This window comes from Streptomyces sp. NPDC058373 (genome assembly GCF_042723275.1).
In the GTDB taxonomy this organism is placed as follows: Bacteria; Actinomycetota; Actinomycetes; order Streptomycetales; family Streptomycetaceae; genus Streptomyces.
The window spans coordinates 1-14,933 of the sequence record NZ_JBHXJE010000025.1 but is presented as its reverse complement, the minus strand read 5'-3'; the positions used below and the strand labels follow the sequence as shown (position 1 = coordinate 14,933).

9 protein-coding genes are annotated in these 14,933 nt (G+C 75.2%); 6 read left to right on the top strand and 3 right to left on the bottom strand.

Annotated features, from left to right (window positions below; all coding sequences use genetic code 11):
- Nucleotides 1-122 precede the first annotated feature (122 nt).
- On the bottom strand, nt 123-2,018 hold the full coding sequence (locus ACFWMZ_RS16290) for a DUF5691 domain-containing protein (protein ID WP_383202134.1): 1,896 nt from the start codon (nt 2,016-2,018) through the stop codon (nt 123-125).
- 246 nt (nt 2,019-2,264) lie between these two features.
- Entirely contained in the window at nt 2,265-3,611 is a 1,347-nt protein-coding gene (locus tag ACFWMZ_RS16285) for an SWIM zinc finger domain-containing protein (RefSeq protein WP_383202131.1), read from the bottom strand.
- Nucleotides 3,612-3,726: 115 nt separating this feature from the next.
- Here ACFWMZ_RS16285 and ACFWMZ_RS16280 point away from each other — a divergent pair, with 115 nt between their 5' ends.
- The 5 genes from ACFWMZ_RS16280 (at nt 3,727) to sucD (ending at nt 11,608) form a co-directional block, all read left to right on the top strand.
- On the top strand, nt 3,727-4,932 hold the full coding sequence (locus tag ACFWMZ_RS16280; protein WP_383202128.1) for an AAA family ATPase: 1,206 nt from the start codon (nt 3,727-3,729) through the stop codon (nt 4,930-4,932).
- 68 nt (nt 4,933-5,000) lie between these two features.
- Nucleotides 5,001-7,451: a DUF5682 family protein gene (locus ACFWMZ_RS16275; RefSeq protein WP_383202125.1), complete on the top strand. Its 2,451-nt coding sequence runs from the start codon at nt 5,001-5,003 to the stop codon at nt 7,449-7,451.
- Between the two features lie 114 nt (nt 7,452-7,565).
- Nucleotides 7,566-8,825, top strand: a complete 1,260-nt coding sequence (locus ACFWMZ_RS16270; protein ID WP_383202122.1) for a VWA domain-containing protein — start codon at nt 7,566-7,568, stop codon at nt 8,823-8,825.
- 666 nt (nt 8,826-9,491) lie between these two features.
- Nucleotides 9,492-10,670 carry an ADP-forming succinate--CoA ligase subunit beta gene (gene sucC / locus ACFWMZ_RS16265; protein WP_383180615.1) on the top strand — a complete coding sequence of 393 codons (1,179 nt, stop codon included), beginning with the start codon at nt 9,492-9,494 and terminating at the stop codon, nt 10,668-10,670.
- Between the two features lie 20 nt (nt 10,671-10,690).
- A complete protein-coding gene (gene sucD, locus ACFWMZ_RS16260; RefSeq protein WP_383180612.1) occupies nt 10,691-11,608 on the top strand; it encodes a succinate--CoA ligase subunit alpha in 918 nt (305 codons plus the stop codon).
- Nucleotides 11,609-11,712: 104 nt separating this feature from the next.
- On the opposite strand, the gene ACFWMZ_RS16255 is transcribed toward sucD, so the two are convergent.
- Entirely contained in the window at nt 11,713-13,005 is a 1,293-nt protein-coding gene (locus ACFWMZ_RS16255) for a helix-turn-helix domain-containing protein (protein ID WP_383202119.1), read from the bottom strand.
- Nucleotides 13,006-13,176: 171 nt separating this feature from the next.
- Here ACFWMZ_RS16255 and ACFWMZ_RS16250 point away from each other — a divergent pair, with 171 nt between their 5' ends.
- Nucleotides 13,177-14,880, top strand: coding sequence for a DUF6350 family protein (locus ACFWMZ_RS16250; RefSeq protein WP_383202116.1), 1,704 nt, complete (start codon nt 13,177-13,179; stop codon nt 14,878-14,880).
- Nucleotides 14,881-14,933 lie beyond the last annotated feature (53 nt).

Genomic DNA, 14,933 nt, shown 5'->3' with positions numbered 1-14,933 from the left:
TCCCCGAGGCTTCCGGCCCTGCGGTCCCTTGCTCCTCCTCCTGTCCCCTTCTTTCTTCTTCTCTGTCCCCTTCTTTCTCTGTCCCCCTTTCTTCAGGGGAGTCCGGCGGCGGGGCAGGCCGCTCAAGCCGGGGGCTGGGTCAGCTCCGTGTGCATGGCCTCGCGGAGGCGGAGGGTGCCGGCGAGGCGTTCGAAGGCGTCCGCCCAGTAGGCCGTGGTGGAGTTGGCCGGTGTGTCGGGTGCGGGCGGGCCGGCCTGGGTGAGCGTTGCGAGCCGGGGCGCCTCCGCCGGGTCGAGGCACCGCTCGGCCAGGCCCATGATGCCGCTGTAGCTCCAGGGGTACCCGCCCGCCCGCCGCGCGGAGGTGAGGGCGTCGACCACAGCTCTGCCGAGCGAACCGGCCCACGGAGCCGGGCAGGTGGCGAGGAGCTGGAACGACTCGGAGAGCCCGTGGGCGGAGATGAATCCCGCCACCCAGTCGGCCCGTTCGTCGGCGGGAAGGGCGCCGAGCAGCCGGGCGCGCTCGGCGAGGGAGACCGCGCCGGGTCCGTCCGCGACCGGGGAGCCGGGGGCGCCGAGCAGGGCGCGTGACCAGGCCGCGTCCTGCTGGCGGACCGCCGCCCGGCACCAGGCGCCGTGCAACTCGCTCTGCCAGCCCTCCTCCACCGGCAGGGCCACCACCTCCTCGGGGGTACGCCCGCCGAGCCGCCCGCCCCAGGTCGCGAGCGGCGTCGCCTCCACCAACTGCCCGAACCACCAGGAGCGTTCGCCGCGATTGGCCGGGGGCTTGGCGGTCACCCCGTCGCGCTCCATCCCCGCGTCGCACTCGTGCGGGGCCTCCACCGCGATCCGCGGCGCGCCGGTCAGGGCGAGGCTGACGCAGGAGGCGGCCCGCTCGGCCATCCGCGCGCCCAGCGCCGACCCCGGCAGCGACGACAGCAACTCGGCTGCCGCCGAACGGACGTTGCGGCTGCGGTCCGCCAGCGACTCGTCGAGGAACGGCTCGTCCGCCTCGCTGAGCCCCGCCCGCAGAGAGTCCAGGAAGAGCAGGCGGTCCTCGGCACGCTCGGTACGCCAGGTCGTGGCGAGCAACTCCCTGGCCCGGTCCGGCTCCCGCTCCCGCAACGCGCCCAGCAGCGTCACCCGCTCAGCGAACAGGCCCTCCTCCCACAACCGCGCCACGCCCTCGGCGTCCTCCGGCGACGGCTGGCCCGCCGCTCCGCCCGGCACTCCCCGCAGCGCGAACCGCCAGGCCGGATTGTGCTGGGCCAGCCACAGCGCCCGCGGCCCGGCGAAGGCCAGCGCGGCGGGCCGCAGGTCGGTACGGGCCCGCGCGGCGTCCAGCAGGGCGGGGAGCAGATCGTGCGGCGGGGCGTACCCCTGCTGGAGCGCGGTCGCCAGCCACTGCGGCAGCAACTCGGTGAGGTCCGGCGCCGCACCCCGACGATCGCCGCCACCGGCGGCCCGTACGGCGAGCAACTGGGCCAGCCGGTTACGCGCCGCCCGTGGGAGGGGAGGCCGGGCGTCGGGCTTGGCCGGGGCCGGGAAGGGGGCGGCCGGAGTCGCCGGGCGCAGCCCGGCGCGGTACCGCACGGTGCGCACGGCCGCTGCCGCGAGCAGCGCCCCCGGGGCGCTCCCGCCGGAATGCCCGGGCACGGGGCTCGCCCGGCGGTCGGTGCCCAGCAGGGCGGTCCTCACCAGCTCCTCCCAGGGGAGGGCGGTCGCTCCGCTCACGGGGCGGAGGGCGTCGGCGGGCGAGGGGGCGGGCTTGCCGGGCGGCCGCACCACTTCACGGGGCGCCTGGCTTGACTGGCCGGGAGGACGCGTCGATTCGCCGGACTCCTGCCCCGACCGGCTGGGAGGTGGGGCCGATTCGCCGGGAGTCTCCTTCGAACCCCCGAGCGCCTGCCCCGGTTCGCCAGGCGTTCGCGCCGAGGTGCCGCCTTGCTGGATGGGGCCGGTGATCTCCGGCATGGTTGCCGCGCTTTCCCGGGCCGCGCCCGTCGTCTCGTTCCGCATGTCCGCCGTCCTTCGCACCGGTCTGCCTCCTCTTCCTTCCGCCCTGCTCGCCACCTGACATGCCTTGCCTGTGTCGCTGCCCTGCTGTCCTGCTGTCCGCCGTCCGGCTGCTTCCGTCGAGGCCGGTCGACGCCGGCCGGCGTCGACACCTTCGGTCCGGGTGGGCGGCGTACGAGCTCGGACGTGCCCGGGCACGTCGCAGGCCGTGCCCGTCGCCCCCTGCACCGCCCGCCCGGGCGGTCCCGCTCAGCTCAGCGACACCACCGCGTCATCCCCCTCCGCCCACGCCGACAGCGGCGTGAACCCCCGGTGGCCGCACTCGCCGAAGACCGTGACCGGGGCGCCGCCGGAGAGGGACACCAGGCGCCACAGGCCCTGGCCGGCGAGGGCGGAGGTGCTCAGGGGGAGGGCGGCGGAGCCGTCCGGGTCGGCCAGCTGCCAGCCCCGGCCGTCGGGGAGCGGCGCCGGTATGACCGGGCCGACCGTGACCGGGCAGTGCGGGGCCCACGGGTCCTCCCGCACCGCCCGCCCGTACCGGCTGAGCGCCTCCGTCACGTCCACCCCCGTGGGACGTGACGCGGGGGCGGCCGGAGCGCCGAACCGCTCGCCCAGCTCGGCCCGCCCCCCGGCGCCCCGCGGGAACCAGGTCAGCTCCGCGTCGGTGGCGAGGCCGACCGGAAGGGTCAGCTCCGGGGCTCTGCCGGCGGCCCCGTAAGACAGGAGCAGCGCGGTGTGGCCCGAGGCGGTGCCGTGGAGCCAGGCGCGGCGGGTGGTCAGGCGGGCGTCGGCCGTGTCGTACTGCGCGAGGACCAGCCAGGTGTCGCGGAGCGGCGGCCCCTCCGCCTTCGTCGGCAGGCCCAGGCGCCCGGAGACCACCGAGGAGAGCGCCTCGGGCAACTCGCCCTGCCGCCCGCGGGCCCGCACCAGCAGGTACAGCAAGGAGCTCTCCTCCAGGAGCCGCACCGGCCAGCCCGGCCCCGACCCCGGGATGGCCCCCAGTTCCCGGACGCGCGCCGCCAGTCCTGGTGCCTGGGCGTCGACCATGCGGGCCGCCGTCTCCTCCCAGAGGGCGTACCCGGACAGCTCCGCCGAGGCGAGGCCGCCGCGGAGCAGGTCCTCAAGCCGCTGCTCCAGTTCGGTGGCGCCCGCCGTGACCCGCTCGCCGCGCTGCTCCGCCCGCTTGCGCGCCGCCTCGGAGTCGGCGGGCACGGCCGGGGCGTCCTTCTTCTTCGCGGTGCGCTCCGCCCGGCCCGCCAGCCAGGCGCGGACCCACTCGGGCGCCTGCTCGCCGTCGGCGAGAGAGACGGGCCCCTGGGGATCACTCCAGAGGAGGAGCAGCCCCAGCGCGTGCTTGCAGGGGAACTTCCGGCTCGGGCAACTGCACTGGTACGCCGGACCGGACGTGTCGACCACCGTCCGGTACGGCTTGCTGCCGCTTCCCTTGCACAGGCCCCATACCGCCCCCTCATTCGAACATCCGGCTTCGGACCACGGTCCAGAAGCGCCGAGTTTGCTTCCCGCTTTGCGCGACGCCGCGTCAGGAGCAAGTGCCAGCACCTGCTCCGCCGCCCAGCGCACCCCCTGCTGAGTCATGTCCTCGAAGGTAGGACCCGCCACTGACAAGCCGTCATCAATGCAGGTCAGAGTGATTGTCAGTGGCGGGGTGCACGGTGGGGACCAGCAACCGAGCCGAAGGGGGACCATGGGAATGAGCGTGTCGGTGGGGACCGGGAAGGCCGCGGGCGACGTGGCGGGTGTGACGGTGGAGCAGAGTGAGCAGCGGGGGACGGGCGACGTGAAGAATTCGAACAAGCGGCAGGCGGAGAGCACCACCCAGGGGGCGCTGCGGCCGCACGCCGAAGTGGCGTTCGCCGCCGAACTGGCCGCCCTCGCCGCGCAGGACGACCGGCCCCGCCCGGCCCGGTGGAACCTCTCCCCGTGGGCGGTCGCGACCTACCTCCTCGGCGGCACCCTGCCGGACGGCACGGTGATCACCCCGAAGTACGTGGGCCCGCGCCGCATCGTCGAGGTCGCCGTCACCACCCTCGCCACCGACCGCGCCCTGCTCCTGCTCGGCGTCCCGGGCACCGCCAAGACCTGGGTCTCCGAGCACCTGGCGGCCGCCGTCAGCGGCGACTCCACCCTGCTGGTCCAGGGCACCGCCGGCACCCCTGAGGAAGCCATCCGGTACGGGTGGAACTACGCCCAGCTCCTCGCCCACGGCCCCAGCCGGGACGCCCTGGTGCCCAGCCCCGTGATGCGGGCGATGGCCGACGGCATGACCGCCCGGGTGGAGGAGCTGACCCGCATCCCCGCCGACGTGCAGGACACCCTGATCACCATCCTCTCGGAGAAGACCCTTCCCATCCCCGAGTTGGGCGCCGAGGTCCAGGCCGTCCCCGGCTTCAACCTCATCGCCACCGCCAACGACCGCGACCGGGGGGTCAACGAACTCTCCAGCGCCCTGCGCCGACGCTTCAACACGGTGGTCCTGCCGCTGCCCGAGAGCGTCCAGGCGGAGGTGGACATCGTCTCCCGGCGGGTCGAGCAGCTCGGCCGCTCCCTGGACCTGCCCCGGCTGCCCGACGGCACCGAGGAGATCCTGCGGGTCGTCACCGTCTTCCGGGAGCTGCGCGGCGGCGTCACGGACGACGGCCGGACCAAGGTCAAGTCCCCCAGCGGCACCCTCTCCACCGCCGAGGCCATCTCCGTGGTCACCAACGGCCTGGCGCTCGCCGCCCACTTCGGCGACGGAGTCCTGCGCCCCGGCGACGTGGCCGCCGGCATCCTCGGCGCCGTCGTCCGCGACCCGGCCGCCGACCGGGTCGTCTGGCAGGAGTACCTGGAGACCGTCGTGCGCGAGCGGGACGGCTGGAAGGACTTCTACCGCGCCTGCCGCGAGGTCAGCGCGTGAGCCGCCCCACCGCCCGGGAGGCCGGGCCCACGACTGACGGCACGAAGAGCGAGGAAAGGGGGACAGCCATGCGGCGGCCGACGGCAGGAGAGGGCCCCTGGCTGCTCGGGGTGCGGCATCACGGGCCCGGGTCGGCCCGTTCGGTGCGGGCCGCGCTGGACGCGGTCTCACCCAGCGCCGTCCTCATCGAAGGGCCGCCCGAGGCCGACGAACTGGCCCACCTCGCGGCCGACATGGACATGCGGCCACCGGTCGCCCTGCTCGCCCACGCCACAGACGATCCCGGCCGCTCGGCGTTCTGGCCGTTCGCGGAGTTCTCCCCGGAGTGGGTCGCGCTGCGCTGGGCCCTGGACCACGGCGTCCCGGTCCACTTCATCGACCTGCCCGCCACCCACACCCTCGCGCTCCGCCCGGCGGACGGGGAGCGCGAGGGGGATGGGCAGGGCGAGAAGGGCGGTGCGGAGGAGCAGCAGCCGCCGCTCACCGCCGAGCCCGACGGGACCGCCGGGCCCGAGGCCGACGGCCGCCCGCACCCCGAAGCCCTGCGGGTGGACCCGCTGGCCGTCCTCGCCGACGCCGCCGGGTACGACGACCCGGAGCGCTGGTGGGAGGACGTGGTCGAGCACCGTGGCACCCGCGGCGCGGGGCCGGGCCCGGAGGACGACGCGGGCGAGGCCGCGCTCGCCTCGTTCCACGCGCTCGGCGAGGCGATGGGGGCGCTGCGCGAGGAGTTCGGGGACGGTGGCCACCCACGGGACCTCGTCCGCGAGGCCCACATGCGGGTCCGGCTCAAGGCCGCGCGCAAGGAGCACGGGGACTCGGTCGCCGTGGTCTGCGGCGCCTGGCACGTCCCGGCGCTTGCCCGACGCACCACGCTCACCGCCGACCGCGCGCTGCTCAAGGGAGTGCCCAAGGTCAGAACCGCCCTCACCTGGGTGCCGTGGACCCACCGCCGGCTCGCCAGGGCCGGGGGGTACGGCGCGGGAATCGCCTCGCCCGGCTGGTACGGCCACCTCTTCTCGGCCCCCGACCGGCCGGTGGAGCGCTGGCTCACCAAGGTCGCCGGGCTGCTCCGGGAGGAGGGGCAGCAGGTCTCCTCCGCCCATGTCATCGAGGCCGTCCGGCTCGCCTCGGCCCTCGCCACCCTGCGCGGCCGCCCGCTGGCCGGGCTCACCGAGACCACCGACGCGATCCGCTCCGTCCTCTGCGAGGGCTCCGACGTGCCCCTGGCGCTGATCGAGGACCGGCTGACGGTCGGCGACGTCCTCGGCGAGGTACCGGCCGCCGCCCCGGCCGTCCCGCTCCAGCGCGACCTGGACCGGCTCCAGCGGAGTCTGCGGTTCAAGCCCGAGGCCGCTGACCGTGACGTCGACCTGGACCTGCGCAAGGAGAACGACGCCGCCCGCAGCCGTCTCCTCCACCGCCTGACCCTCCTGCGCGTCGACTGGGGCACACCGACCGCCTCCCGCTCCGGCACCGGCACCTTCCGGGAGAGCTGGCGCCTCTCCTGGCAGCCGGAGCTGGCGGTGCGGGTCGCCGAGGCCGGGGTCTGGGGCACCACCGTCGCCTCCGCCGCCACGGCCAAGGCACGGTCCGACGCCTCCTCGGCCGAGCAGCTCGCCGACATCACCGCGCTCGCCGAACTCTGCCTGCGGGCCGAACTCTCCGACGCGCTCCCCGTCGTCATGCGCGCCCTCGCCGACCGGGCGGCGCTCGACTCCGACGTGGGCCACCTGGCGCAGGCGCTGCCCGCGCTGGTGCGCTCGGTGCGGTACGGCGACGTGCGGGGCACGGACACCGCCTCCCTCACGGAGGTCGCCGCCGGGCTGGCCGAGCGGATCTTCGTCGGCCTCCCCCCGGCCTGCACCGGCCTCGACACCGACGGCGCCCAGGAACTCCGGCGCCAGATCGAGGCGGTGCACACCGCGGTGGGGCTGCTCGCCGACACCGGGGCCGCCCGGGTCGACGGGCCCGGACTGCGCGAGCGGTGGCGCGCGGTGCTGCGGGCGATCGCCGACCGGGAGACCGCGCCGGGCGTGGTCCGCGGGCGCGCGGTGCGCCTGCTGCTCGACGAAGGCACCCTCGACGAGGACGCGGTGGCCCGCCGCATGGGCCTCGCCCTCTCGCCGGGGACCCCGCCGCCGGACGCGGCCGCCTGGATCGAGGGGTTCCTCGGCGGCGCGGCGGGCGGCGGCATGCTCCTCGTCCACGACGAGCGGCTCCGGCTGCTGCTGGACACCTGGCTGGCGTCGGTCCCGGCCGCCGCCTTCACCGACGTCCTGCCCCTGCTGCGCCGCACCTTCTCCGCCTACGAGACAGGGGTACGCCGCACCCTCGGCGAACTGGTCCGGCGCGGCCGCCCCTCGGAAGGCGACGCCGCCGAAGGGGCGGCCCTTCCCGGAGCCCCGGCCGACGGCTTCGGCCCCGGGCTCGACCGCGAGCGCGCCGACGCGGTCACCGAGGTGCTGCGCCGGCTGCTGGGCGACCTCGGGCGGTTCGAGCAGGTGGGGGCGAGGTGAGCCCCACGCCGGGACGGGAGGCGGAGGGGCTCTGACCCGGGAATGAGCAGGACGGGCGGGCACCGGCCGACGGCCGAGGCCCATGACGGGCGCACACAGGGGGAGCGACCAGAGATGACCAAGGACAGGACGGCGGACATGGCGGAGGGGACGGCGGACGGCATGGAGGCGAGCGGGGTGCTGGAGGCCGACAGGGCGAACGGGGCGGCCGAGGGGCGCGGGGACGAGGAGCGGCTGCGGCGCTGGCGGATGGTGCTCGGGGGCGGGCCCGCCGACGGCACCGGGTACGTGCCGGCGGGGAACGACGCCGCGATGGACAAGGCGCTGGCCGCGCTGTACGGCCGGGCCGAGGACCGAAACGGGCGGCTCAAGCCGGGGTCGGAGCGGGCGGGCGGGCTCGGCGGGTCGGCGCCGTCGGTGGCGCGCTGGCTGGGGGACATCCGGACGTACTTCCCCAGTTCGGTGGTGCAGGTGATGCAGCGGGACGCCATCGACCGGCTCGGGCTGTCGGCGTTGCTGCTGGAGCCGGAGATGCTGGAGGCGGTCGAGGCCGATGTGCACCTGGTCGGGACGCTGCTGTCGCTGAACAAGGCGATGCCCGAGGAGACCAAGGAGACGGCGCGGGCCGTGGTCCGCAAGGTCGTGGAGGAGCTGGAGAAGCGGCTCGCCTCCCGGACGCGTACCGCGCTGACCGGGGCGCTCGACCGCAGCGCGCGGATCAGCCGGCCGCGCCACCACGACATCGACTGGAACCGCACCATCGCCGCCAACCTGCGGCACTACCTCCCGGAGTACCGCACGATCGTGCCGGAGCGGCTGATCGGGTACGGCCGTGCCTCGCAAGCGGTGAAGAAGGAGGTGGTGCTCTGCATCGACCAGTCGGGATCGATGGCGGCCTCGGTGGTGTACGCCTCGGTGTTCGGTGCCGTGCTGGCCTCGATGCGGTCGATCGCGACCCGGCTCGTCGTCTTCGACACGGCGGTGGTCGACCTGACCGACAAGCTGGACGACCCGGTCGACGTCCTCTTCGGCACCCAGCTCGGCGGCGGCACCGACATCAACCGCGCCCTCGCCTACTGCCAGAGCAAGATCACCCGCCCCGCCGACACCGTCGTCGTCCTCATCAGCGATCTCTACGAGGGCGGTATCAAGGACGAGATGCTGAAGCGGGTCGCCGCGATGAAGGCGGCCGGGGTCCAGTTCGTCACCCTCCTCGCCCTCTCCGACGAGGGCGCCCCCTCCTACGACCGCGAGCACGCCGCCGCCCTCGCGGCACTGGGTGCCCCCGCCTTCGCCTGCACCCCCGACCTCTTCCCGGACGTCATGGCGGCGGCTCTGGAGAAGGGGACGATTCCGATACCGGACAGGGCCTAGGCGCGCCCGACCTGCCCGTTCGCCTCTGGCGAAGTCGATCACCGGGTGCCGCGTGCGCCGACCCGCCCCGGCGACTCCGCCACCCGCCCCCGGCCCCCCGCCAGGCACCCCGGGAAGGCGCCCCAGCCGCTCGGCTCCCCGAGCCCCCGACCGGCGAAAAGCCCCGTGCCGGAGGCGCCCGCTCTACCACAGCACTCCCCGCCAGGTAGACGGGTGAGCGGTCCCCTCGGGCAGGCTCACTGCCTGAAGGAGCCCAGCCCGCGCACGGGTTGCGCATGCCGCACGACCGGGCCGGACGGCGCGCGGGGTCTGCCGTCGGCAGCGCGGACCGCCCGCGGGCCGCGCGCCCGCCCCCGGCTCCCGAGGCGGCCCCCGGCGCCGGGGCGCGGCTCCGCCCCGGCACGGCGGGGCGTCCCGGGTGCGGGGCCGGGGCGGGCCGGACGGGTGGGCGCGGACGGCACGCTGTGACAGGTATCACCGCCCAGGTGTGATCTGCGATTTAGGGGCGCCGCGCCAGCGGCGTTAACCTGCCAGACGGACATGCCGCGTACCGGTGACCGAGTACGCCTCCCCTGTGACAGTGCGCAGTCACGTTGCCCGCCGCGGCACGCCCATGCAGACCATTGACCGCACAGCGGCGAGACCACTGAAAAGGGACGGACGCGCGTGGACCTGTTCGAGTACCAGGCGAGGGACCTCTTCGCCAAGCACGGTGTACCGGTGCTGGCCGGTGAAGTCATCGACACGCCTGAGGCGGCCCGCGAGGCGACCGAGCGACTGGGCGGCAAGTCCGTCGTCAAGGCGCAGGTCAAGGTCGGCGGCCGCGGCAAGGCCGGTGGCGTCAAGCTGGCCGCAACCCCCGACGAGGCGGTCGCCCGGGCGACCGACATCCTCGGCATGGACATCAAGGGCCACACGGTCCACAAGGTGATGATCGCCGAGACCGCGCCGGAGATCCTTGAGGAGTACTACGTCTCGTACCTCCTCGACCGCACCAACCGCACCTTCCTGGCCATGGCCTCGGTGCAGGGCGGCATGGACATCGAGGAGGTCGCGGAGAAGACCCCCGAGGCCCTCGCGAAGGTCCCGGTCGACTCCAACACCGGCGTGACCATCGAGAAGGCCCGCGAGATCGTCGCGCAGGCGAAGTTCCCGGCCGAGGTGGCCGAGAAGGTCGCCGAGGTCATGGTGACGCTGTGGGACACCTTCGTCGCCGAGGACGCGCTCCTCGTGGAGGTCAACCCGCTCGCCAAGGTCGCCTCCGGTGACGTCCTGGCGCTGGACGGCAAGGTCTCGCTCGACGAGAACGCCGACTTCCGCCAGCCCGACCACGAGGCTCTTGAGGACAAGGCCGCGGCCAACCCGCTCGAGGCCGCCGCCAAGGCCAAGAACCTCAACTACGTCAAGCTCGACGGCGAGGTCGGCATCATCGGCAACGGCGCGGGTCTCGTCATGAGCACCCTGGACGTCGTCGCGTACGCCGGTGAGAAGCACGGCAACGTGAAGCCCGCCAACTTCCTCGACATCGGTGGCGGCGCCTCCGCCGAGGTCATGGCGAACGGCCTGGAGATCATCCTCGGCGACTCGGACGTCAAGTCCGTCTTCGTCAACGTGTTCGGCGGCATCACCGCCTGCGACGAGGTCGCCAACGGCATCGTCCAGGCCCTGGAGCTGCTCAAGACCAAGGGCGAGGACGTCACCAAGCCGCTGGTCGTGCGCCTCGACGGCAACAACGCGGAGCTGGGTCGCAAGATCCTGTCGGACGCGAACCACCCGCTGGTGCAGCGCGTGGACACCATGGACGGTGCGGCCGACAAGGCCGCCGAGCTCGCGGCTGCGAAGTAAGGACGAGGGACTTCCACACCATGGCTATCTTCCTCACCAAGGACAGCAAGGTCATCGTCCAGGGCATGACCGGTGCCACGGGCATGAAGCACACCAAGCTCATGCTCGGTGACGGCACCAACATCGTCGGCGGCGTGAACCCGCGCAAGGCCGGCACCAGCGTCGACTTCGACGTCCCCCAAGGCCCGAATGGCCAGGGAGGGGCCCCCACGGACGTCCCGGTCTTCGGCTCGGTCGCCGAGGCGATCGAGAAGACCGGCGCCGACGTCAGCGTCATCTTCGTCCCGCCGAAGTTCGCGAAGGCCGCCGTCGTCGAGGCGATCGACGCCGAGATCGGCCTGGCCGTCGTGATCACCGAGGGCATCGCCGTGCACGACTCGGCCGCCTTCTGGGCGTACGCGACGAGCAAGGGCAACAAGACCCGGATCATCGGTCCGAACTGCCCCGGCCTGATCACCCCCGGCCAGTCCAACGCCGGCATCATCCCGGGCGACATCACCAAGCCCGGCCGCATCGGTCTGGTGTCCAAGTCGGGCACGCTGACCTACCAGATGATGTACGAGCTGCGTGACATCGGCTTCTCCTCCGCCGTCGGCATCGGTGGCGACCCGGTCATCGGCACCACGCACATCGACGCCCTCGCGGCGTTCGAGGCGGACCCCGAGACCGACCTGATCGTCATGATCGGCGAGATCGGCGGCGACGCCGAGGAGCGTGCGGCCGACTACATCAAGGCCAACGTCACCAAGCCGGTCGTCGGCTACGTCGCGGGCTTCACCGCGCCCGAGGGCAAGACCATGGGCCACGCCGGCGCCATCGTCTCCGGCTCCTCCGGCACCGCCCAGGCGAAGAAGGAGGCCCTTGAGGCCGCCGGTGTCAAGGTCGGCAAGACCCCGACCGAGACCGCCGAGCTGGCCCGCGAGATCCTCGCCGGCTGACGCCGACCGGTCCGCGCCGTCCGGCGCGACCAGCCACGCCTGAGGGCCCGCACCTCCCTGACGGGGGTGCGGGCCCTCAGGCGTTCGGTCGCCCGGGCGTACCGTCAGCCCGGCAGCGGCTTGATCCTTTCCGGCCCGGCCGCCGGGTGCTCGCGCAGGGTCGTGCGCAGCGAGCGCTCCGCCTCCGAGAGCGGGCCGGGGCCCAGGTGCGGCGGGACACCGCGAACCGCCTCGCCGGCGGCGGGAGGCCGGACGTAATGGTCGGAGGCGACGCTGAGCGAGAAGCCCGTCGCCCCGGCGACCACCGCGGTGAGCACCACGGCGGACCGCGTCCACCGGCGTACGCGCCGTTCACCCACCGTACGGATGACCGCACCCTGCTCCGTGGTGACCGGTTCCATGGGGGACAGGGCGTCGAGCCGCCGGTGCAGGGCGGCCGGGTCGGCGAGGGCCGGTACGCGCGCGGCGACGGCGGCGCGGGCCGAGAGGAGCCGGTTGCCCGCGGCCCGGGTGGTCGCCTCGGTCTCAGCCGCGGTCTCGGGCAGGTCCAGGCCCACACCGTCGTAGAGGAGCAGGGTGCGGCGGTGGCGGGGTGGCAGCGACAGCAGCGCGTTCATCAGGTCGTGGTCGGCCCGGCCGCGCGGCGGAGGCAGGACGGCGCCGGGCCGGGCCGGACGGCGGCGGGCCGCGCGCATCCGGTGCCACGGGGAGACGGCGTACTCGTGCGCGGCCGCCCGCACCCAGCCCGCAGGGTCCGGGTCCACGGCCACCTCCGGCCATCGCGCCCAGGCCAGTTGGAAGGCGCGCTCCACCGACTCCACCGCCAGGGCGTGCCGCCCCGTCAGCAGGTAGGCCTGCCGGACGAGGACCCCGGCACAGGCGGCGTAGAGCGCGTCGAAGGCTTCGCGGGGGGTCTGCCCGGCCGGCCTCGGGGGGCTGGAGGCCGCCGGGAGGATGGCATCCGCCGCGGGTGGGTCGTCCTCCGTGGCGGGGCTCTCGGCGGCGGGCCGCCCGCCCGCCTCGGCCGGTCCGTCCTGCGCGGGCTCCGGGCGGGCCGCCTCCGGACGGGCGAGCTCCGGGGGCGCGGCCTGCGTCCCGGGGCTCGGCGCGGCCTCCGGCCCTCCGCCGCGGGCCCCCACCCCGACCAGCCGCTCCGCCCCGACGGGCTGTCCGGCCCGCCGGGCGGCTGGGCGCGAGCGGGCGGCGGTGGTGAGGAAGCGGGCGTACGCCTCCAGGGCGCGGCCCCGAGGAGTGGTGCGGTCGGTCTCCCAGGAGTGGATGGTCGTGCTGGTGACGCTCATCAGCTCGGCCAGTGCCGCCCGGCTGAGGGAGGCCGCCTCGCGGAGTCTCCGGCGTTCCGCGGGGGTCGGGAGCGGCGGGGCGGGACGGTTCGTCATGTCGCGTTCTCCACAGCAGGGGCCGGGGCCGCCGGGACCGGAACGGGGAGCGGACACACCCCACCTGTCCATACGGAAAAGTACATAACCGTATCTTCGGCGACACATCCGTTCTTCGCCTGTTGCGCGCATCCCGTCCGTGGCATTGGGAGCATGACCGGTGTGACCCGAATGACCGATGACTCCCTTTCACCCGCCGCCCGGCTCAGGGCCCTTGCCGAACGCGTCCGCGACCGGTCCCCGGCCCTGGCGGGGTGTCTGTTCGGCGGCGCCGTCGCCGCCGGTCTCGGACTCGGCGCCTACGCGGTGGTGGTCATGGCCCTGTGGATCGGCTCCCCTTACCCGGACAGCGGCCCCTCAGGCGCCACCGGAACCGCCGTCAGCCTCTGGCTCCTCGGCCACGGCGTCGGCCTCACCCGCGCCGACACGCTCACCGGCACCCCCGCCCCGCTCGGCCTCACCCCGCTGCTGCTCGCCGCCGTCCCCTTCTGGCTGGTCCGCCGCGCCGCCCGGGAGGCCGCCGAGCCCGAGACCTCCGAGGCCCCCGCGATCGCCGGCCGGACCGTCGTCTGGGGCGTCACCGGCGGCTACACGGCCGTCGGCGCCGTCGCCACCCTTTACGCCGCGGGCGGCGCGCTGAGCCCTTCCCTCCGGGAGGCCGCCTGGCACCTGCCGTTGTTCGCGCTGGCCGCCGCCCTCACCGGACTCCGCTCCGTACGCACCGGCTGGTCCGCCGACGCACCGTCACCCGCGCGCGACGAAGGGCGCTTCGGGCGGGTGCGCGCGGCGCTCGCCGGAGGGCGTGGCCCCGCCGCCTGCCGGGCCGGTCTCGCCGCCGCCCTCGCGCTGGCGGGCGGCGGCGCCGTCCTCGTCGGCACCTCGCTCGTCCTCCACCGGGACCCGGCCCGCGCCTCCTACCTGCTGCTCACCGACGTCTGGTCGGGGCGGCTCGCCGTCCTCCTGCTCGCCCTCGCTCTCCTCCCCAACGCCGTGATCTGGGCCGCCGCCTACGCGCTCGGTCCCGGCTTCCAGGTCGGCGCCGACACCCTCGTGACCCCGCTCGCCGTCACCTCGGGGCCCGCGCTGCCGCCCTTCCCGCTGCTGGCCGCGCTGCCTTCGGACGGGCTCGGTACGCCGCTGACCTGGGCGATCGCCGCGGTCCCGGTGGCCGCGGGGATCACCGCGGGGTGGTTCGCCGGACGCGCGGCCACCCCGGCGGGACGACCCGGCGACCCGGCCGACGAGCCGGAGCCCGCCGACACGGCGGCCCCCTGGTCGGCCACGGCCACCGCGGGTGTCGCCGTGCTGACCGCCCTCGTCACCGGCCTCGTCTGCGCGGGTGCGGCCCTGGCGGCGGGCGGGCCGCTCGGGGTCGGGCGGCTGGCGGAGCTGGGCCCGGCCTGGTGGGCGGTGGGCGGGGCCGCCCTCGCCTGGACGCTGCTGCTCGGCCTCCCCACCGCGCTCGCCCTGCGCGCCTGGCGGCTGCGGACCCGCAGGCCCCGAGACGCGGACGCGGCGGGCGGCCGGTGGGCCGGGGCCGGGCTCTTCGGCATCGCGATGACCGGGACGGGGCTGGCCGTGCCGGGAGCGGGCGCACCGGACGCGGCGGCTCCGGCAGCGGGGAGCGATCCCCCGGCAGCCGCCGCCGAGGACGAGCCCGGCGCGGACGAGCCCGAGGACGACGGCGAACACGAGGACGCGCTGGACTGGTGGGAGCGGGTCTCGCGTCCCGACCCGGTGGCCGCGCTCGGCGGCTCCCTCGGCACCCCGTACGACCTGTACGACCAGCTCCCCGCCCACGGCCCCGAGGACTGGCGGGCCCTGCCCGCGGAATCGGAGAGCCCGCCGGGAGGACTCGCGCCGGGGCGGGAGTGAGGCGGCGGCCACACAGCAGTGCGGCGGCCCCCCCCCCCCCCGGGCGCCGGCGC

Excerpts from the sequence above, each read along its gene's own strand:
- ACFWMZ_RS16285 (WP_383202131.1), bottom strand. The coding sequence starts at position 3,611 with ATGACTCAGCAGGGGGTGCGCTGGGCGGCGGAGCAGGTGCTGGCACTT.
- ACFWMZ_RS16255 (WP_383202119.1), bottom strand. The coding sequence starts at position 13,005 with ATGACGAACCGTCCCGCCCCGCCGCTCCCGACCCCCGCGGAACGCCGG.
- sucD (WP_383180612.1), top strand. The coding sequence starts at position 10,691 with ATGGCTATCTTCCTCACCAAGGACAGCAAGGTCATCGTCCAGGGCATG.
- ACFWMZ_RS16250 (WP_383202116.1), top strand. The coding sequence starts at position 13,177 with ATGACCGATGACTCCCTTTCACCCGCCGCCCGGCTCAGGGCCCTTGCC.
- ACFWMZ_RS16290 (WP_383202134.1), bottom strand. The coding sequence starts at position 2,018 with ATGCGGAACGAGACGACGGGCGCGGCCCGGGAAAGCGCGGCAACCATG.
- ACFWMZ_RS16280 (WP_383202128.1), top strand. The coding sequence starts at position 3,727 with ATGAGCGTGTCGGTGGGGACCGGGAAGGCCGCGGGCGACGTGGCGGGT.
- ACFWMZ_RS16275 (WP_383202125.1), top strand. The coding sequence starts at position 5,001 with ATGCGGCGGCCGACGGCAGGAGAGGGCCCCTGGCTGCTCGGGGTGCGG.
- ACFWMZ_RS16270 (WP_383202122.1), top strand. The coding sequence starts at position 7,566 with ATGACCAAGGACAGGACGGCGGACATGGCGGAGGGGACGGCGGACGGC.